Annotated in this window: 9 protein-coding genes; 8 read left to right on the forward strand and 1 reads right to left on the reverse strand. The window is 47.8% G+C overall.

Features of this window, described 5'->3' with window-relative positions; all coding sequences use genetic code 11:
* Positions 1 to 22: 22 nt before the first annotated feature.
* The 3 genes from KVT36_RS09300 (at position 23) to KVT36_RS09310 (ending at position 4,384) form a co-directional block, all read left to right on the forward strand.
* Entirely contained in the window at positions 23 to 1,156 is a 1,134-nt protein-coding gene (locus KVT36_RS09300; protein WP_217603222.1) for a tetratricopeptide repeat protein, read from the forward strand.
* A gap of 165 nt (positions 1,157 to 1,321) precedes the next feature.
* Positions 1,322 to 2,785: a M48 family metalloprotease gene (locus tag KVT36_RS09305; protein WP_217603223.1), complete on the forward strand. Its 1,464-nt coding sequence runs from the start codon at positions 1,322 to 1,324 to the stop codon at positions 2,783 to 2,785.
* 3 nt (positions 2,786 to 2,788) lie between these two features.
* Entirely contained in the window at positions 2,789 to 4,384 is a 1,596-nt protein-coding gene (locus KVT36_RS09310) for a DUF6770 family protein (protein WP_217603224.1), read from the forward strand.
* Between the two features lie 647 nt (positions 4,385 to 5,031).
* On the opposite strand, the gene KVT36_RS33150 is transcribed toward KVT36_RS09310, so the two are convergent.
* Positions 5,032 to 5,190 carry a DUF2185 domain-containing protein gene (locus KVT36_RS33150; RefSeq protein WP_217603225.1) on the reverse strand — a complete coding sequence of 53 codons (159 nt, stop codon included), beginning with the start codon at positions 5,188 to 5,190 and terminating at the stop codon, positions 5,032 to 5,034.
* Positions 5,191 to 5,582: 392 nt separating this feature from the next.
* On the opposite strand from KVT36_RS33150, the gene KVT36_RS09320 reads away from it, so the two are divergent.
* The 5 genes from KVT36_RS09320 to KVT36_RS09340 all read left to right on the forward strand — a co-directional run bounded on the left by KVT36_RS09320 (position 5,583) and on the right by KVT36_RS09340 (position 23,568).
* Positions 5,583 to 10,244 (forward strand): hypothetical protein, encoded by a 4,662-nt coding sequence (locus KVT36_RS09320; RefSeq protein ID WP_217603226.1) that lies wholly within the window; start codon positions 5,583 to 5,585, stop codon positions 10,242 to 10,244.
* Between the two features lie 19 nt (positions 10,245 to 10,263).
* Positions 10,264 to 12,345, forward strand: coding sequence for a fibronectin type III domain-containing protein (locus KVT36_RS09325; protein ID WP_217603227.1), 2,082 nt, complete (start codon positions 10,264 to 10,266; stop codon positions 12,343 to 12,345).
* A 99-nt stretch (positions 12,346 to 12,444) separates the two neighbouring features.
* Positions 12,445 to 17,262 (forward strand): T9SS type A sorting domain-containing protein, encoded by a 4,818-nt coding sequence (locus tag KVT36_RS09330; protein WP_217603228.1) that lies wholly within the window; start codon positions 12,445 to 12,447, stop codon positions 17,260 to 17,262.
* Between the two features lie 17 nt (positions 17,263 to 17,279).
* The gene (locus tag KVT36_RS33155; protein WP_217603229.1) at positions 17,280 to 19,559 is read left to right on the forward strand and encodes a fibronectin type III domain-containing protein; all 2,280 of its coding nucleotides are present in this window, start codon (positions 17,280 to 17,282) and stop codon (positions 19,557 to 19,559) included.
* Between the two features lie 7 nt (positions 19,560 to 19,566).
* On the forward strand, positions 19,567 to 23,568 hold the full coding sequence (locus tag KVT36_RS09340; RefSeq protein WP_217603230.1) for a hypothetical protein: 4,002 nt from the start codon (positions 19,567 to 19,569) through the stop codon (positions 23,566 to 23,568).
* The last annotated feature ends 1 nt before the right edge of the window (position 23,569 follow it).

Here is a 23,569-nt window from a genome sequence, read left to right on the forward strand (position 1 = left end):
CGCATACTATAAACACCACCGCATGCGCAACTATTTAAGGCTGTTAACAGCCGCTATCCTGTTATTCCTTATATCTTCCTGTAAATCGGGCGAAAAACTCTATAACAAAGGCCGCTATGATGAAGCAGTAGCCGCATTTGTAAAGAAGCTGCAAAAAAAGCCGAATGATCCCATTGCCCTGCAGCTGCTCCCTAAAGCATACCAGCAGTCACAGTTAAGACATGAGGATAAAGTGAATGGTTACCTGGCTTCCGATAATCCCCTGAAATGGGAATATGTACGGAAAGAGTACCGCTCACTGCAAAGCCTATACGATATTATTTATGCCTCACCGGCAGCGCAAAAAGTAGTACAGCCTAAAGACTACCGCAACGCTATTACCGGTGCGCAGGAAAATGCTGCACAGGTGCGTTACGACCGTGGCATGGAGCTGCTGAACCGTGGCGACAAACCCAGCGCCCGCGAGGCTTACAGCGAGTTTGCTGCATCACTGAAGCTGGTGAATAACTACCGGGATGCCAAACAAAAAATGGATGAATCTTATCAACAGGGATTGGTGAATGTGATGATCAGCCAGATCGCTATCCGCAGCCCGTATTTCCAGTTCAGCGCTGACCAGTTCCGCGACGCCCTGGTGCGTAACCTGCAGAACCGTAACATCAACTTCTTTGTAAAATTCACCGATGAAAAATTAGCCCGTAATGATCAGGAGCAGCCGGACCAATACCTGGAAATGCAGTTCTATGATTTTGAAGTAGGGCAAACCTATATAGACCGTACCTCCCGTGATGTATCTCGTGAGATAGAGGACCGCCCGCTGAAAGATACCAGCGGTAAGGAAATTAAACGGTACATGACGGTGAAGGCCACCATTTATACTATCCGCAAAACAGTGGTATCCCGCGGTGTGCTGGATTACCGTATCATAGATGTAGCCAACAACCAGGTGCTGCGCCAGGACCGTATTCCCGGCAGTTATACCTGGGTGAACCAGGTAGGTACTTTTAAAGGCGATGAACGGGCGCTGAGTGACGAAGATAAACGCCTGATAGGCGGTGTGGATGCGCCTCCGCCCCCGCCGCAGGATCTGTTTATGTTATTTACAAGGCCTATTTATGATCAGCTGGCGAGTAATTTGCATGATTTTTATAATTAGGGGGTAAGCCGCAATAACCAGGATTATCATTGCTCAAATCAGGAATACTACATGGGCAGCGTAAGCATATTGCCTCATCCTTTGTACCTCATATCATAACACAGATTTTTTATTTTTTTAATATTTAAAATTTTAACTTTGTGCCCTTAACCCAAGGGGACAATTATGATACCTATACCTAAGCATTTACTGGTGCTAGTATTCCTATGCCTGGCAGGGAGCAGCACGCTGAAAAGTCAGCAAAAAGAACTTTCCACTTACCAGGACCTATCAGCCTTCTATTACAAAAAACAAATGGACTCCCTAAAAAAAACATGGGTCTGCCCTTCTGTTTACAAGGAAAGGCTTACACAAAAGCAGTTTAAGGAGATCTGGGATGGCCGCACTACTTTCTTTACGGCTGCCATTAACGACAACAATTATGTTTATGACAAGGAAATTTGTGCCTACCTGGATGATGTAGTATCCGAGATCCAGGAGGCAAACAGGGAATACCTGCCTGTGAAACCACTAGTAGTACTGGACAGAAGTTCTTCCGTAAATGCCTATGCTTTAGGAAGCAATATACTGGCCATTAACCTGGGGTTATTATCTTTTGCGAAAACCCGGGAGGAGATTGCCCTGACCATTGCACATGAGTTATCCCATAATATTTTACAACACCCGGAGCATGGCATGAAAGAAAGAGCGGAATGGCTTACGTCCACTGAATATAAGGAATCCATGGGCCAGGTGCTGCAATCAGATTACGGACGTCTCACGCGTCTGAAAAAAGTTTATGAAAGCTATTCATTCAGCCGTGGCAGACACCAGCGCTATCATGAAGGAGATGCAGATTCAATGGCTATTGTTTTGCTAAAAAATAGTCATATCAGCTTTATCCCTGAATTTTTCCTACGGATGGACAGTGCTGATGTGCAGTATAGCCAGCCTCTCCGGCAGCCACTGAATACTTATTTTGCTGCTTATAACATCACACTGGAAGATAGCTGGATAAAAAAACGATCCAGGGGATTATCTACCCGCGACTATGATTTTCAAAAGAATCACAGCATGGCTGATTCACTTAAAACACATCCGGATTGCGTAGTCAGGTACAACAATACCACCGGGCGCCGTTCGGCCAATGCCGTTTCAACACCGGTTCCTGCATATATCAGTACCAGGGTGAACAGGATGCTGATATGGAATATGTATTGTAACAGTGATCTTACCCCTTGTTTATATCGCATACTACAGGAGAAGGATAAAGGTAATACTGATGCCTGGTACGACTTTATGTTTAATAATGTAATGTTGAGTCTTTACAAGGCCGATAAAGACCTGCACCGTTCCAGTACAATTGATATACAACGCAAGGAATATATCTCCAAACAGTACTACGAACTACAAACTATGCTGGAACAGATACCCCGCGATAAACTGGCTGAAGACTGCAAATTATTACAAGGTGCGGCATTCTGGAACAATGTGTCTGCCTCTGAGAAGGCCATGCAACGTTTTCAAAAAGCCCTGATACTATCTGATAATATGGAGGTGTATGCTAGTCAGCAAATGGCTAAACATTTTATGGAGTCAAACCAAACCAGTCTTTATTGCGAATATGTTCACTCCTTTGAAAAAAAATAACACATGAAAAAACTCAACTTAATAATATTACTGGGATGCCTTTGTGCTACCGCATTTTCACAAACAAAGATATTCCGGGAGGTGGGACAGGATATATCTACTTCCGTAAAACCCATTATGGAGAATGATGTATTGGTTGGTTACCTGGCCTTTACGCAGCTGGAAAAGCTGGATAAAGACTCATTCAGTTACAGGATCACCATAATGGATGAAAATCTGAACGATATTGGGGTTGTTAATTTTCATGAGCAAAAGCTGCGTCTTGAGGATGTGATGATTGAAGATAATATACTTTGCCTTGCCTATGTGAAAAGTAATGTGCTGGGATATACTTATGAACACCGCGCTACTAGGAAAAAAGCATTCCGGAGTGGAAAAGCCTGGATGTTGACCCAGTTTATTAACCTGAAAGGTGAAATTATAAAAACAGCGCAGTTATCATTAGACGTTAATATCGCGGGAAACTGGAATCCGGACTTCATACCGGGATCAGTACTAAAAGAACCGGTGAGGGTACAAAATATCAGTGGTAAGGGGTTTGTTTGTTTTTATGGTGATGATTCCAGGAAGAATATGGTATTCTATGATATGAATGGTGAAAACACCTGGGAAAAGAAAGTTTCAGAAGCTGGTGATATCGTGCAGTTCATGACCTCTGACCATGACGTTTATCTCATAACGAAGAAAGAAGAAAGCGCCGGAAAGAATCAATACACTGTTCATTCTTATAATGCCGATGATAAAAGCACGTATCCAAAATATATACTGAAAGATAAGAAGGGGAACAACCTGCTGGCGCTTGGCTTTGAGAACGATCCTGTTTCCGGGAAACCTGATATTTCCGGGTTAATATACAATCCGAAATTCAGGAAACCCATGAACAAGGATGAAGGGTTAAAAATACGGAGGGGAATGTATGGCGGCGTGTTTAATATTCAATTGAATGGTCATAAAAAAGGAGAGATAAAAGAGCAGTTCACTTACTGGTATGATGAATCAAAATCCAATGTAACTGCTAAGGGATATTTTGAATCCGGGGATGGCTATATTACGCCAAATAAGTCTTTCAGGGATTTCTACGGTAATACTTATTATACAGGGAGTGTTATCAATTCAAAGGTAAGAGGTAGTTCTATTGCATGGAATGTAATAGGCTGGGGACTGATCGGTGCGCGTTTGGCATTATTTGCCTCAAATCCTTTAGTGGGCGCCGCTGTTGCGCCGGGACTGGCACTTTCAAAATACAGAAGCTTTCCGGCAGGAAGCGCACTGGTAATGAAAATGGATTCGATCGGAAAACTGAAGTACGAAAACACCTTACCTGTGAAGGGCCGCATCCAGAGAGGCAGCTATAGTTATTATCTTGGCGCTTATTGTTTTACAGTTGTGTCACCGGTAGACCGGCGGACTTACCTTATAATGGCAGATGAAAAGGCATATGTTATTTATAGCATGGAACAAAAGAAAGTGATCCGTACCATAAAACGCGATGACAATGGAAAATCGGTAACGGTATTACCTGCTAAAGAAGGTTCCATTATTGTTTCCACTGTGAATGCAAAAGAGAAATATACAATGATGTCTGTTGAATCGATATAAGATACGGCTCTAAACTACCACTAACCAGTTACGCAAGTATGAGACGGCGATACGACCACCGTACCTGTTTCTTTTGCGTAACTGGCTGCGGTGGGCCTAATGACCCCAAAAAAGTACTTCCTCCCTCTGTTAAAGCAGCTAGTGATACCTGGCTAATCTCTATTATGCTTTTTGCGCAAATACTTTTTTACGATGCGAATATTTTTCCCGGAAACGGTAACTTTTTCTGAATACGAGCAGGTATAAACATAAAACTTATTATCTTTTTTAAATGCAAATAACAGGTAGGTCTCATCCGGATCAAAGGAGAACGTACAGTTACTATCATCTATTGCGTCAAACTCTAACTCTTACCCTGGAAGCACCTGCCCCTTAAGCATTTCAACCACTTCAACAGTAGCTCTATGTCCTTTATAGTAGCTGATCTCTTCCTTATGTACATTTCTCACTTTTACAGTAAAAATAAACGCTGAGGTAGGAATATATGAAGTAACGGGATGCATAATACAATCACATGCCATCGTCTTCTGGCAGAATAGATTTAAAGTTATTACCAGACAAAGAGCTAATATCTGCGCTTTAAATGTTCGATTGCGGATCATTGATGTTCTATTTTTTTAATTGTGGTAAGGGACAATGAAAATGCGCTATTCATTTACCAATCTGTATTTATTTGTATTGGATATTCTTTCTAATTGACTGCCAACAGGCAGCTCTAAACACTGAATGATTGCGGGGTCATAATTCGCAATGGTATTAACATCATAAAAATCAGTGTTGTTATTATCAGCAGTTTTCAAATCCATTTCCGTCTCTCTCTGTTTTATCTAATTTGATATATTGTAAAGAAAGATATATAATCCTTATTATAGTCCCACAGATTTCCGCATCCACCCTCCCATTTTTTCTTCCTTAACCTAAAAAAAACATCCCCCCATTAACAACCCATTTACATTTGATTAACAACCCATTAACCATCCTCTCACCTCCCCCGGGTACGTATCTCAATGGTTATAAGCCCCTTCGCTCCCCCGCACAAGACAAATAAATTTTTTCTTTAATTAATATAAAATTGTAATATTGCGTAAACTTACAATAGAAAACCGGTAATGTCCGGGGGAGACAAGTAGCATAAGTACATTTGTTAACTAAGAGATGAAACCCCTCCCCTTATCATAACCTACACCCTATTTGGCCTATGGTAAAACTTTACCTGCGTAACTTTTATTGCCGATCCCTAAGCCTTGCCTTTCTATTACTAGGCAGCGCCTCTATTGCAATGGCCGGTGATACGGATTCCCTTAAAACGCCAGCACCCGCGGTGCCAACGGTAGCTATTATGAATACCGTTGCAGAAACCCGCAGTTTCCCGGAAATAGACCGGCAGCTCTTAGCCAATAACATTCCTGTACCAGCCGAAGGCTTGTTCACCGATGCTTATTTGCAGGCTGCCTACGGCAACGATACTACGAATCCTTACCGGGAACAGGCCAAAGCGGAGTTCCTGAAAATGGATAAGGATAACCGTTATACTTCCTCTCTTTCACCGGATGACCTGAACGAGCTGCCCATAGGGCTTTTCCGCAAGGTGAACAACACTTCCGTGAAGATCGCTATCAGCAATGCTATCTTTTACCCTACCTATGCGGAGCTAACGGTATTTGCCAAGCTGGAAATACCACAGGAGCCGCATGAGATCTTTTTTGGTATTAAAGGCATTAAGCTCTCCTATAACGGCGGCATCCTGGGCGATGCCAAGCTGGTATTACTGGGCGACCTACCCATACGCATAAACGGAGGTACCGCCGCATTGATCCTGAAAGGCGGCATGAACATGGAAACCGGGCAGGGCCTGGATCTTACCTATGTAACCATGGACTGTAACGGGTTTAAAGAGCTGGGCATCTCTGCCGAAGTAGCTTTTCCGCGCAGCATGCTGGTACCTTTAAAAGCCGATGGAGAACGTAATGAAGACCCTAAAGCGCAGGTAACTGCCGCGTTTAAAACCGTAGTAGCTGACTGGAATGATATATTGGTGAGCCTGAGCCTTCCAGCCTTTGAAATAGCGCCTTTAAAAGGCGTTGGTTTTCATATAGGCAAGGCCGTATTTGACGGCAGTGACATCCGCAATACGCCGGATATTATTTATCCCACAGGGTATGAGCAGCGTTACATGCCGGCCGATAATCCCAATACCTGGCGGGGCGTGTACGTGGAGGACCTGGAAGTCATACTACCCAAACAATTTGCCAAGCGGGAACAGTCAGGTAAGCGCGTAAGCTTTGGCGCTACGCATATGATCATTGATAACAATGGTTTAACCGGCTCTTTCTTTGCCAATAACATATTACCGGATGGCACCGCCTCCGGCTGGAAATTCACAGTAGATCATTTTAATATAGACCTGGAAGCCAACCACTTGGTAGGCGCGGGTTTCAGCGGTATGGTGGGCCTGCCGGTAGCCAAAGATCCATTAGGTTATACAGCGGTTATTACAGCAGATAATGAATACATCCTTAAGCTCAGTACTATTAATGAGCTGAGCTTTAATGTATGGCAGGCCAAGTGTGTGCTGGAACCTAACTCCTGGGTGCAGCTGAAGCTGGCGGACGGGCGTTTTCAGCCGGAAGCCATGCTGCACGGCAGTTTGGGCATCTCGGCCACTACCAAGGGGGATGATGGTAAACCTCTTGCCACTTTCAAAGGCATTATATTCAAAGACCTTCATCTTGAAACCAACCCGCCTTATTTAACTACTTCTTATTTCGGCTATCAGAATACCAACACGGTTTCCAACTTCCCGGTATCTATTAATGAAATATCGCTACGCGCCCAGGATGGGGAAGCCACGCTTACCTTCGGCATCCGCCTGAACCTGATGGAAGGGAACTTTGGCGGTGACACCAAGATAGGGCTGGTAGGCAAGTTCAATGAACAGGAAGGCATACAAACCTGGAAGTTTCAAAAGCTGAAGCTGGAAGAAATTGGCATTAACGCCAAAATTGGCGGTTCGCTGAAAATTAACGGCCGCATTAAGTTCTATGATGATGATCCCATATATGGCAATGCCGTAAGCGGCATGGTGGCAGCGGATTTCATGGATGATAAGGTGAAGATAGAAGCGCGCGCCATGTTTGGCTGTAAGGATTTCCGCTACTGGTATGTGGATGCCAAAGCCGATCTGGGCCTGGGTATTCCGCTGGTGCCTCCTATTAACATACAGGGTTTTGGCGGCGGCGCTTACTACCGCATGAAAAAACAGGGCTCGGATATGCTGGCCTCTCCTACCGGTGTAAATTATGTGCCGGATGAGAATACAGGCCTGGGTATTAAAGCCGCCGTGTTATTCAGCATTGTGAAAAAGCAGGTGGTGAACGGGGAAGTATCTTTTGAAGTAGCCTTCAACAAAAGCGGTGGCATTAACTTCATTGGTTTCTATGGTTATGCCAAAATATTAGGCGTACTGCCCAATGTAGCGGGCAACATGGGCGATCAGATGAGTAAGGCATTCAGCAAGATGGAAGCCGCGGAACAAAAAGCGGTGAGCAAGCTGGGAGGCTTAGGTGAAAAACTGCAGGGCCTCAAAGTATCCAACCCCTCTGCCGCAGCAGAAAGCCTGAGCGGCGATGATTTCAAGACCGGTGAAAGCGGCCTCTCTGCCTATGTAGGCATTCAATATGATTTTACACAATCTACTTTCCACGCCAACTTTGATGTGTACCTGAATGTAGCCGGTGGTTTACTTACCGGTACAGCCAGCGGCAACCGTGCCGGCTGGGCGGTGATACATATTGCGCCGGGTGAGTGGTACTTCCATATGGGTACGCCCACCAATCGTTTAGGCGTTAAGTTTGCCCTGGGCAGCATAGCTATTAAAACAGGCGCCTACATCATGGTAGGCGATAAAATACCCGGCTCTCCCCCGCCCCCGCAGGAAGTTGCGGACATATTGGGTGTGGACATGGAGGAGCTGGATTACATGCGCGACCTGAATGCATTGGGCGATGGACGAGGGTTTGCCTTTGGCGCCAATCTCTCCGTAGAAACCGGCGACCTTACTTTCCTGATCCTGTACGCCAACTTCAAATGCGGTGTAGGGTTTGACATTATGCTGAAAGATTACGGCGATGCACACTGCGCCGGTAAAACAGAAAAAATTGGTATTGACGGATGGTATGCTAACGGGCAGGCCTATGTGTATTTGCAGGGCGAGGTAGGCGTAAAAGTGAACCTGGCATTTATTAAAGGACGCTTCCCCATTATATCGGGCGCAGCCGCTGTGCTTATGCAGGCCAAGCTGCCCAATCCCACGTGGTTAAAGGGTTACATGGCCGTGAAGTTTGAGATCCTGGGCGGTTTGGTAAGCGGTAACATGCGAATGAAAGTAACCATAGGCGATGAATGTGAGATTGTAACCGGCAGCAGCAGCCCGGTAGATGTGAAGATGATTGCAGACGTTACGCCTGCAGACAATACAGCGGATGTAGATGTATTTGCCGCACCCCAGGCAGCGTTTAACATGCGTGTTGGACAGCCCTTTGATGTGGAGGATGACAAAGGCACCAAAACCTATCGTACCAAGCTGGAAGCCTTTACCGTAATGGATAACGGGCAACCGGTACCCGGCAGAGTAGAGTGGAACGCCAATAATGACGTAGCTACCTATTACTCCAAAGAAGTACTACCTACCAAACATACCTTAAAGGCCACAGTGAAAGTGATCTTTGAAGAATTGCAGAACGGCAGCTGGCAAACGCTGTATATGAACGGGCAGCAAAGTACAGAAGAAAAGGTAGTGACCTTTACCACCGGCACTGCACCTGATTTTATACCGCTTACCAACATTGCACACTGTTACCCGGTAATAGACCAGCGTAATATGTTCCGCGATGAGCTGAACCGCGGTTACATAGTACTGCAGCGCGGCCAGAGCTATCTGTTTGATGCGCGCTGGAAATACCAGCTGCAGTTTGCTACTAACGGTGCTGTATTTGCCACACAGGCTATGCAGTACGATAGCGTGAACCAGCGTATAGACTTCCCCATGCCGGCTATACAACCAAATACGGATTACACCTATGATGTGGTGGCCATTCCGCCGGGCGGCGACGCTTCCAAAGATGCGATCGTAAGTTATGCCAAGCAGGATAACGGGGAAGACGGCGACTATACCGTAAAAGCAAATAAATCCAATGCAGTAAGCCGGGGCGATGTAACCAAATCACTGCTGGGTTATGGCTTCCATACCAGCCGTTATAAGACCTTTGCAGCCAAGCTGAATGCCATGCCGCTGAAACGGGGTATTGCCAGCATTGTAACCTTTGAGGTATTAAGCCTGCAGGCAGAAGTAGGCAACTATGAGCTGTTTGATGTACCGGAGCTGCAGGGTACTGCCTTTACAGGTTACACACCGCTGATCAGTGTAAGCGCCATTACAGATGATGCTTACTTCCAGGAAGATGTGAACCCGTTGTTATACCGTAACTACCCGATAGAACAGGAAATTTTCATTACCCACCGTAATCCGGACGACCTGGGACTGGTGCCCACCAAGGCTATGACCCTGATGAGCGATTACCTGGCCAGCATTACCAGCAAACAGCCATTACCATCAGAGCTGGCCGTGCGCCTGCCCTACGTGTATGACTTGCCGTTAGTGTACCGCGAGGACCTGGATGATATACAATACCAGGTGGTGAACAAATACCTGGACACACCGCTGCAAAGCAAGTACCTGTATATGATCAATGGTTATTACCCGCTGATACGTAATGGCAAGTACAAAGTAGCCTACCAGTATATGCTACCGGGTGGTATTAAAGGCACATCAGTTACCTATGAATACTCGAAAACCTATTAAAAACCTGTGATAAAGATATATGCGCGCTAAGATCATTCTTCGTCTTGTACTGTTCTTCCTGTTGCTCTCAGGCAGCCTCTCCGCACAGCGGAAAGATACCGCCCGCATACAGGTAATGGCAAGGGCACAGCAGCACAGCGTATTACTGCGCTGGGCAGTTACCAAAGCCAGCGCCTGGAAGCTGTGCAACCAGTACGGTTTTGAGCTGTGGCGTTTTACCGTGCTGCGTGATGGCAAGGTGCTGGCCAAACCGGAATCACAGCTGCTAAACACACAGCCCATCAAACCACAGCCCCTGCTGGCCTGGCAGGAGATCTGTAAAAAAGATAATTATGCCGTAATCATTGCACAGGCCATTTATGGAAAAGACTTTGAAGTAAGTGGTGGTGGTAACAATGGCATTGCACAGCTGATCAATCAGTCGCAGGAGCTGGAACAACGTTTTGCATTATCATTATACGCAGCAGATAATAGTTTTGAAGCCGCTAAAATGGCCGGCTGGGCTTATGAGGATAATACAGTAAGGCCCAATGAAAAATACCTGTACCGCGTACGTTCACTGGCGCCTGCCGGCCGTATGCGCATTGATTCTTCCGGCGCTTTCATTGGCCTGGCCGACCGGAAGGAGCTGCCTAAACCGGCTAACATAGGCGCTGTGTTTGGCGATAAGAATGTGATCCTGAGCTGGGATTACAGCCTGCTGAAACATTATTACAACTCCTGGTTTATAGAGCGCTCAAAAGACGGTGTGAACTACGAACGCGCCTCTTCCCTCCCGGTGACCAATTTCAACGGCAAAGAGAAAAAGCCTTCGCCGCGTATGTATTTCATTGACTCGCTGCAGGATAATAATACCGTGTACCGCTACCGTGTGCGGGGCGTATCGCCCTTTGGAGAGCCTGGCCCGCCGTCTGATCCGGTAACGGGCAAGGGTAAACATTTGCTGGTGTACACGCCCAACATCCGCAGCAATGCTATCAATGAGAAAGGCGTGCTGGAGCTGGGCTGGGAATTTGAAACCGCGGGTAATAAGCTCATTAAAGGATTTACACTGAACCAGGCAGAAAAAGCAGACGGGCCTTATAAAGCTGTGATGAGCAATATTACGCCGGACCAACGTACACTCCTATACGATCACCTGGAGCCCAGCAATTATTTTACCATTACAGCCGTAGCGCTGGAAGGCGAATCCTCCACCTCTTTCCCGGTGCTGGTGCAGCCTGTAGATTCCATACCACCGGCAGCGCCAACAGGCCTCACCGGTATCATAGACAGCACCGGCGTGGTAAAGCTCTCCTGGGCGGCCAATAGTGAAAAAGACATTTTAGGTTATAAAGTATTCCGCGCCAACATGGCCGGTGAGGAAGCCGCATCGCTGGTGGATTCTGTGTGGAAGCATAATACCTTCCGCGATTCCGTGGGCATACAATCACTTAACAGTAAGGTGTATTACCAGGTAAGGGCGCTGGATAAACGATATAACCAGTCGGACTACTCTGCGGTGTTTGAGCTTAAAAAACCGGATGTGATACCGCCTACCTCTCCTGTGCTTACCGGTTATAAGGTAGCCAAGGATATTGTGTACCTGTCGTGGATACCCAGTACCGATGCGGATGTGGCGCAGCAGCTCTTATACCGCAAAACCGTAACAGCCACCAATACCAGCTGGGAAGCCATACAGAAGCTAACGCCGCCCGTTAACAATTTTGCAGATAATACCGTAACACCCGGTGTTACCTATGCCTACCTCTTGCTGGCCAAAGACAGCAGCGGGCTGGAATCCAAGCCTATGCAGCCGCTAACGGTAAGTATTCCATACAATCCTTCCAAAGGTATGGTACGCTCATTCAATGCACAGGTGAACCGCCAGGAGCGTTACATAGAGCTGTTCTGGAAAGATGACCTGGCCGATGTGGTGGAATACCAGCTATATAAAGGAGAAAAAGGCAAGCCTGTTACGTTGTGGAAAGTGCTGAAACCAGGCACCAACCGTTTTGTGGACGATCAGCCCCGGGTGAATACCGAATATCAGTACAGCATACGGGCCGTGTTAAACAGTGGGGCTACCGGCAGCTCAAAAATGATCAATGTACAATATTAAGCCCCCATGCGAACGGGGTGTTTGCTATAAATATTACCGGCTGCAACCAGGCGTAATTGCCGGCTGCTACTGGTCCCTCATAAAATTAAATTGTAACGGATGAAAAAAATTATACCCCTGTTTTTTTTCATTTTAGTGTATACGGTAGCCCGTGGCCAGCAATACGAAGTGGCCATGGACCTTTCCGTTTATTATAACGGAAATGCGGATAAAGCAGATTGTAGCAGCCGGTTTGAGATCACTGCGTATTACAGTGATGGTACCAATGTAAGAGTATGGACAGAATCGCTGGATGGCTTACATGAAAATGATGTAAGAACTTTCCCTACCCACTATTTTACATTTACCAATACCAAACGGCTGGTGCGCTTTCACATTTTCGGGAGAAGAAGCTGGGACCGCGGTTTTCCGGCCGGTTGTAAAAAGAATGATGTAGAGGCTTCGCAGGATGTATATTTAACGCCATCGCAGCCTTGTTTTAGTTATAATCACGGTAACTTCATTCCCAGGTACACCGGTAACCTGAACATGCGTATCTATCCTAAAACGGTCAGTATAACACCTACAACTGCTACGCTGCCGGATGAAACAAGCGTTACCCTGAATGCCACGGCAAATTTCCCGGCCAGCACTTACCAATGGCAGTACCGTACTACTTCTACAGGCTGGAACAATTTCCCCTCCAACTTTCCCATGCAGCGGACCATCACGTTCACGGGTAATGACCTGCCTAATAACTTTTTCCTGGATGCTATTGAACGCAGGGAAAACATATTGGTGCGCGTTGCCTATCCATGCGGCGCGGGTGAAAGCAATACCGTGATCCTTACCCCCAGGTTTGTTGCGCCTAAGATATTATCTGTAACACCTGTACCGCCTACCTGTTATGGCGATCAGAATGGCAGCTTTATTGTAAAATTCAGCCGCCCGTTAAGACCGCGTGAAGGGCTGGTGATGCAGCTGGACAAACAGGAAATAGCTGCTGGTAACCCGGCCGCCTTTATTGACGACCGCCAGATAACCATGGATGGTAATAACAGCTATACATGGTCCAGTGACCGTGGTGCGCGTAAATACCGTATTCTGCTGCGCGGCAGCTACCCTACTGATATTGCCAACCCGGTACCTATTTATACGGGTACTGCGCAGCACAGGGCTAATTTTGAGATCGTACAGCCCGGGCCTATTACCTTCAGCAGCAGCAAACAGAATGATGTAAGGTGCCACAACGGCGCTGATGGCGCTATTAACATTACCACCAGCGGCGGTAACGGCGGTAATATACTTTACTATAAAAATGCAGCAGATGGTATTACCCGGCAGGTATCCATTGGTAACGTTACGGCATATACGCTGGGTGGCCTGAATGCAGGTACTTACAGCCTGTGGCTGCGCGATAGCAAAGGCTGTATGCCAAAAGATGCCAGCAACAATGAGATCATACGCCCGGAAACCATTACGGAACCGGCAGCCAGCCTGGTGATAGATGCAGCTACGCCTACTGATCCCAAGGCCTTTGGCTATTCAGACGGTAGGGTTGTGGTACGTGTTAAAGGCGGCACACCTAATGCAGACGGGTCCTATAATATCACCTGGACCAACGCAGGCGGCACCACGCTGCCGCAGACCGGTATGGTAGGCAGCGGCGTATATACCACTACGTTAGATAATGTACCGGATGGTGCCTATACCCTGAGGGTAACGGATGCCAACCACTCATCTGCCGGCAGCGGCAGTGAGCAGGGCTGTATTGTTACAGCTACCTATCCCCTTACACAACCGCCTTTGCTGGAAGTTACACCCACTATTACAGACAGTATCAATTGCCATGGAGATGGCAATGGCATCCTGAGCGCACTGGCTACAGGCGGTAAGCGAATGAGTACAGCGCCTTATTATACTTATGAATGGTACCAGCTGGTGGGCGGCACACTCACGCCACTCGGCCAAACCGGTACGCAAGCTAATGGTTTAACCGCCGGCCAGTACCAGGTAAAAGTGACAGATGCAAACAATATAGAGAAACTGTCCGATGTGATAAACCTGATTGATCCTGATCCGCTGAACATACAATTCACCACTACCCCTGTAAGCTGTTACAGTGGCAGCAATGGCGTTTTAACCACTGTGGTAACAGGCGGCACACCGGCTTATGCGTATAGCTGGAGTAACAGCGCCCAGTCCGCAGATATTTATGCACTCCCAACAGGAACGTATACGCTTCACATAAAAGATTATCATGGCTGTGAGCTTACGGATGTGGCTTATGTACCACAACCTGCAGAGCCATTACAGATCGTAACGCCCACGCTCATTTACCCAAGAGCTTTCGGGTATACGGACGGCAGCATTAAAGTGCTGCTGAAAGGCGGTACTGCCTTAGCCGGCGGCGCATATAATGTAACCTGGCAAAAACCCGATGGCACCGTATTAACCAGCCATACCGGCCAGGTAGTGAATGGTGTTTATGAAGACTCGCTGGCCAACCTAGGCGCGGGCGATTATAATATTACCGTAACAGATGCTAACTACACCGGCCCTGACCCTAATATGCAAAGCTGTATTGTAACGGGCAGCTTTACCCTCACAGAGCCCCCGGCACTGGTGGTGAACATTGCTGAAAAACATTACGTATCCTGTAAAGGCGATATGGACGGTGTGCTGTTTGCAACTGCCAGCGGTGGCGTACCTATCTCCGCCCCGCTGCCTTACCAGTTTGAATGGTATAAGGCTGATAACAGCGGCGTGTATCACGCCATAGGGGAAACGAATGATACTGCACACTGGCTGAACACCGGCTTTTATAAGGTGATCATTACAGACTGGAACGGTATCACCAAAGAATCGGATTCCTTTCACCTGGTAGAGCCGGACCTGTTACAGGTAGCGCTCACTACCCGCAATGTAAGCTGTAATGGCGGTAACGATGGTTTTATAAGATCAACGGTTACCGGCGGCACCCTGCCCTACGCCTGGGCATGGAGCAATAGCGAAACCACGCAGGATATCCTGGATCAGCCCTCCGGCCATTACACCCTGTTACTGACAGATGCTCATGGTTGTGAGCAGCAACCGGATACTGTTATCACACAACCGGCTGCGCCGCTGGCAGTGGTAAATGTTACTACCATTGACCCTAAGGCCTATACGTATACAGATGGCAGCATCAGCATTACGCTGAATGGCGGCACACCTGCTGCAGACGGCTCTTACAGCGTACAATGGCTGAACAGCAATAACCAGGTATTAAGCACCCATACAGAGCAGATACAGCCCGGCCAGTACACCACTACCTTACAAAATATTGGCGACGGCACTTATACCTTACAGGTAAAAGATGCGCAGTTCAGCATTTGTACCAATAACAGCACCAGCGGCTGTTATGTATCTGTAGCCAATACATTGCATGAGCCGCCCTTATTAAAAGCCAGCATTGCAGAGCACCGCTATGTAGCCTGTAAAGACGATAGCGACGGGGAGATGGTAGCACATGCTGACGGCGGCATCCCCTTCAGCAGCGGGCTGCCCTATACCTACCATTGGTTTAAGGTGGTGAATGGCAGCTTGCAGCCTGTTCCGCAAACAGACAGCATTATAACGGGCATGCCTAGTGGAAAATACCTGGTGCAGGTAACAGATTACAATAACATTACCCGCAGCTCAGATACTTTTCATTTAGTGGAGCCGGATAAATTAACCGTAGCGCTGAATGCAACTGCAGTAACCTGCGCTTCCGGGCAGGATGGCAGCATTACAGCCCTGGTAAGCGGTGGTACGGCCCCCTTCCATTATGAATGGACCACCGGCGATACTACCAGCACCCTTCACAGCTTAACAGAAGGCGCTTACCTGCTGTTTGTGAAAGATGGGCATAACTGCGAAACACAGAACAACGTAGACATTTTTATACCCGGCGGCATTACCATAGATGCAGATATTAAAGCGCCTACCTGCCATAGCGACTGTGACGGTTATATCAAAACCACCATCAGCGGCGGGGTAGCCCCTTACCGCTACCAGTGGAGCACCGGGCAAACCGGCACTGCGCTGGATAAGCTGTGCGCCGGCAAATACACCCTTACCGTTACAGATGCCAACAATTGCAAACGCATTCAAACCTTTAATCTGGCCGATCCTGCACCGCTGCAGGTACAGCTGGGACCTGATAAAACTTTGTGTAATGATCAAACCTGGCTGGTAGATGCCGCTATTGCAGACCCGCAAGCTAAGTATGTATGGGGCGGTAACCCTGCGCTGCAGGCCCTTACGCCGCAGGTAACGCTTAGCCAAACCGGCCAGTACTGGGTGAATGTTACAGACAGCAAAGGTTGTAAAGGTTCGGATACCATTAACATACAGCAGAATAAGGTAGCCATCTCCGCAGAGTTTGTGGCAGCTACGCAGATCTTCCAGAATGAGGATGTTTCTTTTGTGAACATCAGCAACCCGCTGCCGGAAAAAATTGAATGGGTAATACCTGCTAACCGCAACATTACCGTAGTACAAAACTCGCCGCTGCTGGCAGAGCTGCGCTTTGCGGATACCGGTGTGTACCGGATACAGCTGCGTACCCGTGTGGGAGATTGTGAGAAATTGTTCAGCAAGGATATTGCCGTGCTTGAAAAACAAACCTTCACGCAACCCGGCGGCGCAGCAGAACCTTTCATTAAAACCTTTGAAATATTGCCAAATCCCAATACGGGACAGTTCAATGTGCGCATAGCGCTGGACAAGGCATCCGACATACGTTTACGCCTGTTTAACATTATCAGCAACCAGCTGGTGAACGACCGGAAAGAAAGTCCGGCCGTACAGTTCAACGTGGGTTACCAGCTGAACATCACCGCAGGTACTTACCTGCTGCTGCTGGAAACGCCTATGGGTAATGCTATCAGGAAGATCATCATCAGTCAATAATCATTAAATAAGATACGGTGACAGCTACACGTTTTATTCAAATAGCAGTCAGCATACTACTACTGTTCGTTCTGTGCCGGCCGCTGGCAGCGCAGCAGTACCCCGTGCGGGTACAGGTGCAAACGCTGCAGCCGGTATCAGCACAGCTCAGTAACCTGTATAGCGGTACGCAGGCGCGCATGATTGTTACCCTGCTGAACACCGACCTGCAAAAGCCGGTGCTGCAGGTACGACTGCGGCTGAATATCAAAGGCACCACGGTGGCGCTGCGCAACCGCGACTATGGCTCTTACCCGCTTATAGCGCTGGAAGCTGGCATACCGGTGCAGCTATCGCTGAACGACCTGGCGCCGTATTTTAACATTGATAACATGGAGGTTTCCGGTGTACCGCGGCAGCAATTGCAGCAAAGCGGCAAGCTACCGGATGGCTTTTATAACTTTTGTATAGAAGTAGTGGAATTGAACAGCGGACAGCTGGTAAGCAATGATAAGCTGGGCTGTGCCCCGCCGGTATGGATCAGCACCAGCGAACCGCCCCTGCTAAACCTGCCCCGCAAAGGAGAAGCCGTATCGTTCCGTGATCCGCTGAACATTGTTTTTAACTGGACGCCCCGGCATATGGGCAGTCCTAATGCCGCTTTCCAGACAGAATATGAATTTACGCTGGTAGAGATCTGGGACACCGGCATTTTACCGGAAGCTGCTTTTAGCACCACCCCTCCCCTGTACCAGACCACTACGGCCAGCACTACGCTGTTATATGGTCCTGCAGAACCTCCCTTGCTGCCCGGCAAACGTTATGCCTGGCGCATACGTGCCAAAGCCAAACAGGGCATGGATGAATTTGACGTATTTACCAATAACGGCTATACGGAGATCTTCTATTTCACCCTGCAGGAAGATTGTGCGCCCCCGCAGCAGCCCGTGGCCACGGTACAGGATGGCCGCATTACCATTACCTGGCTGCCGCAGCCTAAAATGTTTGAATACCTGGTAGAATACCGGGAGCAGGGCAAGGATAACGCAGAATGGTTCAACGTAAAAACCACCAGCAGCGAAGTAACTATTTATGATGCAGTACCCGGCCGCAAATATGATTACCGCGTAGGCGGCTATTGCACCCTGGGCAACAAAACCCTGGGCGACGTGCATGGCTTCACCGTACCCTCCCGCGACACAATCTCCAACAGGAACTGCGGCCTGCTGCCGGATATTAAGCTGGCCAACCAAACGGCGCTACAGGAGCTGCAGCCCGATGACCAGATCATGGCCGGCGACTTCCCGGTGCGCTTATTACAGGTACGCGGCGCAGGTTCATTTACCGGTTACGGTTATATCACCATCCCCTTCCTGGGCTACAACCGCTTAAAGGTGAAGTTTGACAATATAAAAGTGAACACAGACCGGCAGCTGATGAGCGGGGTGATCATGAGCACCTTTGATTCTTTGGGCACACAGATCGTGGATGTAGATAAGGCAGTGCAGGCCATTAAAGATTTTGCAAGCGTGATCAACGACCTGGCGCATTTGGCCATAGATGAGGATTACCTGGCCATTAAAGAGCTGACGGAACAGATCAAAGAAATGGCTGAAGCAGAACTGCCGGAAGAGCTGAAGGACCGTATGAATACTGCTGCCGATAACATGGAGCAATCCAAGAAAGAATACGACGAGGCGAAGAAAGAGTACGATGCAGCGCAAACACCGGAAGAAAAAACCGCCGCCAAGAAGAAGATGGATACCGCAGAGAAGAAGTTTGAAGATGCCAAGAAGGAAGTAGCTGCAGTGAATAAGGAGAAGGAAGAGCTGGTGAAAGATGTGGCAGATGTGCTGGTAAAAGCCATTAAAGCGCTGAAAGCAGAAGCAGACAAATCATCCAGTGGCACCAGCACCGGCTTTGCAACGCAGCAGCGCCTGATCAAAGAAGCGGTGTTTGATAAGCAGGGTATTACCACGGACACTACCGCCAATACCCAGATAGAAGCGTTGGGCGGCTTTGATGAAACACTGACAGAAAGCGATATACCGGCCAGCTCCAAAGAATTTGCCGCACTGGTAAAAGATTATAACCAAAAACGTAAGCTGTTGATCACAATGAAGTTAATATTTGCCGCTTCCGATTTCTACAAAGATGAAGCAGCCGTGAATAATGACTTTAAAGATGATGTTGCGCTGGATGGCAAAACCCTTATTAAGGAGATCATGAGCATGCAAATGAAAGATGCCAGCAAACAGGATATGATCAAATACGCAACAGAACAGCTGAAACTTAAAATTGACAACTTACTTAAATAACAGGAAAATGATCCGGTTACTGAAAAGGATACTGATTTGTATAAGTGTACTGTTAGGATACATACCGTTGTACGCGTCGTCTTCATCGGCCGACAGCCTGGTAGACCGGTATGTGAACCGTTTAACCAAAGCCGTTAATAGTAAGATAAGGGCCGACAGGAACAAGGCTGAGAAAGATTACCTGCTGATGTACGACGATCCTGCCCAGACCTTTTATGCGGATTATGTAAATAACGGGCAGTACTTCTGGTTCAACGGCAATACCACATTGGAATCACAGGTACGTTCCCTGGTGAATACCGTGCAGGCGCAAACCGGAACAGAGCACCTGTACGTAGTGCTGGCATCTATTTACAACTATGCGGCCCCTGAAGATGTATCTGATATTAAATGGTCCAGTGTAAAGGCGCAGAATAAATATGAAGTAGCCGACATTAACGCCAGCGAATCCATATGGAAAAGTGTTATTCCGAAAATAAGGCAGAACACAAAGTTGTTATCTACCAACTCCGTATTATACATCATTTCTTATTTCACTAACATAAACGGCACCTATAAAGTAAGCCACCGTTGCTTTTACCATGGATCATCCTCTCTGATGGTAAACGGATTCCAGATCAGCGCCACCGATTATGTAAGCAAAACCAACAACGCCAAAAGCGATCAGAACAGCCTGCGCATAGGCTTTTTAAAACAAACTATACAAGCGGCCGCCAACAGCATTGCCAAGTTCAATGCCGACTTCAAGCAGGTGAACGAAGACTTTGCCAAGCTGGCGTCGGATAGCCGGGGCATGAAGTTCTACAATGATTATAAAGACCTGTGCGAGGATCAGCTGATCCTGAAAAAACTGGCGCTGCTGATCAACAGTATGGACTATGATGCCTATGTGGCTTATCTGAGCGACAAAAAAACCGGGGATGGTTATTACCCGGCTGTGTTCCGTGGTTTTTATGATAACCTGTATAAGTTCAATGAGAATTTTAAAGAGATCACTAAACTATTGCCCGAGATCACCTCACCATCCCAGCTTGTAAAAGCGCTGGATGTGTTTAGCGAGGGTGAATTAGCTGTGCTGAAATACCCGGGGCGCATTCGCGCTATAACGATCCTGAATAAACTGGAAGAGCTGAATGATAATTCCTGGTGGCAGGTGCTCAATACCAGCCGCTGGGTGAACATTCTGAAGAGCGAAAGCGGCCAAACCATTGTAAGCTCTGAAGATTTAATGATAGCGCTGATATCCACTACCCCGGACGACCAGCAGCCATCGCTGATGGAAGACCTGAAGGGTACGGACAAGAAGTACAAGCTGCTGAAAGACATTTTCAAGAAAATGGATGATGAGCCGGTAGGCGAAGGTAACTATTCAAAACTCATGGGCGTGTTAGCGCCGATGGTAGTGAAGAACGCCACTGATAAAGCGCTGGATGACCTGTATACCAGGAACAGGATCTTCTCCTGGGAAAATGGTAAAATGCAGAACATCATCCAGGATGAAACCAAAGCAACATCTGCTACTGTTACTATCAATGGGCAAAGCATCACCCTAAATCCCCAGTTCGCATTTTATCAGTACACTCCAAAGTATGATGAGGAACTGGGCACCACCTTACAAAAATACGGTGTTGGTAAGCCAAAGTGGGACATGAAAGAGAATGGCATCTTCCAGCCGCCGCCGGCCCCCGCCGGGTGTACCACCTGTGCCGATATCCCCACCCGCATTATCGGGGAAGACGATGCATTGGAGCCTTTTGACCTGATAGCCATTATACCTACCAGTGAAATAAATTTCGGCACCGGCTTTAGCGTAGAGCCGGACCAGATCACCTTGTTGCCAAGCTTTTTTATTCAATGGTACCTGAAAAAAGTTGATAATAAAGAGATCAAGCATAATGTGAACATGACGCTGGCCGCTGTGTCGCTGGCTACAGGTGTAGGCGGTTTTGTTTCTGCTGCCACCCTGGGGGCCAGGATCCTGATCGTTGCGGAAACCTTCTTTGCCCTTACTGCTATAGCGGGTGAGGAATATCCCGGCTTTAACAACTTCATGAAAGAAAATCTGGGAACTACCGGTTACCAGATCTTTAAGGCAGTAGAATTTGGTGTGAACCTGTTTGCGGCCGGGAGGGGTGCGGCCGCCCTGGGTAAAGGTGTAATTAACACAGCTAAAAAGCTAAGTACCAGCTTTCTTAATCTTATAAAGAACAACCCAGCCTTTCTTGCCAAACTACGCGCAGCCTATCCGCTACGTTTTCAACAGCTGGCGGCATGGATGAAGAACCCGGACCTCGGCGCAGTTGATCTTGCGGCCATTGCCAATACCGCCACCAATGTGGCTAAGAGCGCATCTAAAACGTTCAGTGAAGTAATGGCAAAGTATAAGATCAAATTCCAGGTTGTTAATGAGACCACGGTTGCCCGGGCATCCCGCCTGACAAAAGAAGGAGAAGCATTCAGTGATCCTGAAGCCCTTTTCCTGGACGATCTTGATGACCTGGATGGTATTGGAAGCGGCGGCAATAATGGCGGCGGCACCTCACCCGGAGGTAACGGCGGTAACGGCAGCAGCGGCGGTGGAGGAACCAGCGGTAGTAGTGGCGGCGGCGTGCAAACAGCTACAGCGCCTAAGCTGGTGGTAGCAGGACGTTCTGGAAAATTTATTTTGAACAGCGCGGAAAGTAAGAACCTGATGAAGGAGCTGGCCCTGCGGCAGCTCGTGGAAGCCACTGTAGAAGGACAAATGAGCTTTCAGCAAATACCTGAGTTTGCGCCGGACCTGCTGGAAGCCCTGAAAGCGCCGACCTTGCCGGCGAAAGCTGCTTCTGTGAAAGTATTCCAGAGCCCTACCGCCCAGGCAGTAGTAGTAACAGCTGGTGAAGAAGTGCATTTGGTGTATGCGGAAGGTGAAGCCCAGCCAATAGTAAGCGCTCTTATAAGAGCCAGGCAGTCACCAGGCCAAACAGACACCAAAAAAGATGAGGACGAATGCGAGCTGTGTAAACAACAACCACTTATATGCAGACTGGATGCAAAAGCCAGCTATGGCAGGAAGAATGAGGCATTTGCAAAATTATGTAACCTGCCCGAGCCAACACGCTTACAGGTTTGCGCAAGGCTTGACATGTTACCGCCTACTGACCTGGATGTGTTCCTGCAGGACCTTGTAGTACCAAAACCGCCCGAAGCAATAACCTGCAACGGCGTTAATACATACCTGGCCGATAATACAGGCGTGCTGACAGCCGCCATCGTGGAAGCCTGGACCATTTATAAAGAAGCAGGGCGCACCTGCCTGCGCGTGAGCCCTGAGCACCTGAGAAGTTTGGCAAGCGCATGGACAAACGCACGGTTGAAAGAAGCACCTTACGTATTTACCCGTGCCGAATTTGTTGGCATTGCACGGGCGGGCGCCTCCGCAAGAAGTTTTGCTGAAAAGTATGACAGAACCGTGTTTGATAATCTGCAGCGGGTATGTAACAACCTTACAGCAACTTTTGTGAACATGAATAAGCTGAAAGCCAAGCTGCAGCAGGTGAACAGCGGTGCTACGCTGGAAGGCTTCAACTTTAACATGAAGTTCCTGGGTGAGTATGCAACAGCCATGAACGGCGGCACGCTGCAGTTTGAAGATACCCAGCCCAGCCCCGGCAGGTCCATAGACATGACAGACGCAAGGAACCAACAGCGCAAAACATTCTACGAATTCAAAAGCGTACAGGATATAGGCAGCGATTTCGCAGAACAGTTTACAAAAGACCTGATCGCAGCAGCAGTGATAGAACAGATAAAATGGGTGTTTGACCGGACAAAATTGGATTCGGCAACAATCAGAACACAGGTATTAAACAAATTGCTGGCCACCGACGGCCTGGCGCAGCTGAATACATTAACAGCGGCAAAGAAAACATTGTATTTTAGCGGCTACGATCCTTTGGTAGGTATTACGGACGACGATGTACGTGCGTTCATTAATGCCAATTTTGAAACCATATTTTTAGTCAGATAAT

The organism is Chitinophaga sp. GbtcB8 (assembly GCF_019091455.1).
In the GTDB taxonomy this organism is placed as follows: domain Bacteria; phylum Bacteroidota; class Bacteroidia; order Chitinophagales; family Chitinophagaceae; genus Chitinophaga.

Excerpts from the sequence above, each read along its gene's own strand:
- KVT36_RS09300 (WP_217603222.1), top strand. The coding sequence starts at position 23 with ATGCGCAACTATTTAAGGCTGTTAACAGCCGCTATCCTGTTATTCCTT.
- KVT36_RS09305 (WP_217603223.1), top strand. The coding sequence starts at position 1,322 with ATGATACCTATACCTAAGCATTTACTGGTGCTAGTATTCCTATGCCTG.
- KVT36_RS09310 (WP_217603224.1), top strand. The coding sequence starts at position 2,789 with ATGAAAAAACTCAACTTAATAATATTACTGGGATGCCTTTGTGCTACC.
- KVT36_RS33150 (WP_217603225.1), bottom strand. The coding sequence starts at position 5,190 with ATGGATTTGAAAACTGCTGATAATAACAACACTGATTTTTATGATGTT.
- KVT36_RS09320 (WP_217603226.1), top strand. The coding sequence starts at position 5,583 with ATGGTAAAACTTTACCTGCGTAACTTTTATTGCCGATCCCTAAGCCTT.
- KVT36_RS09325 (WP_217603227.1), top strand. The coding sequence starts at position 10,264 with ATGCGCGCTAAGATCATTCTTCGTCTTGTACTGTTCTTCCTGTTGCTC.
- KVT36_RS09330 (WP_217603228.1), top strand. The coding sequence starts at position 12,445 with ATGAAAAAAATTATACCCCTGTTTTTTTTCATTTTAGTGTATACGGTA.
- KVT36_RS09340 (WP_217603230.1), top strand. The coding sequence starts at position 19,567 with ATGATCCGGTTACTGAAAAGGATACTGATTTGTATAAGTGTACTGTTA.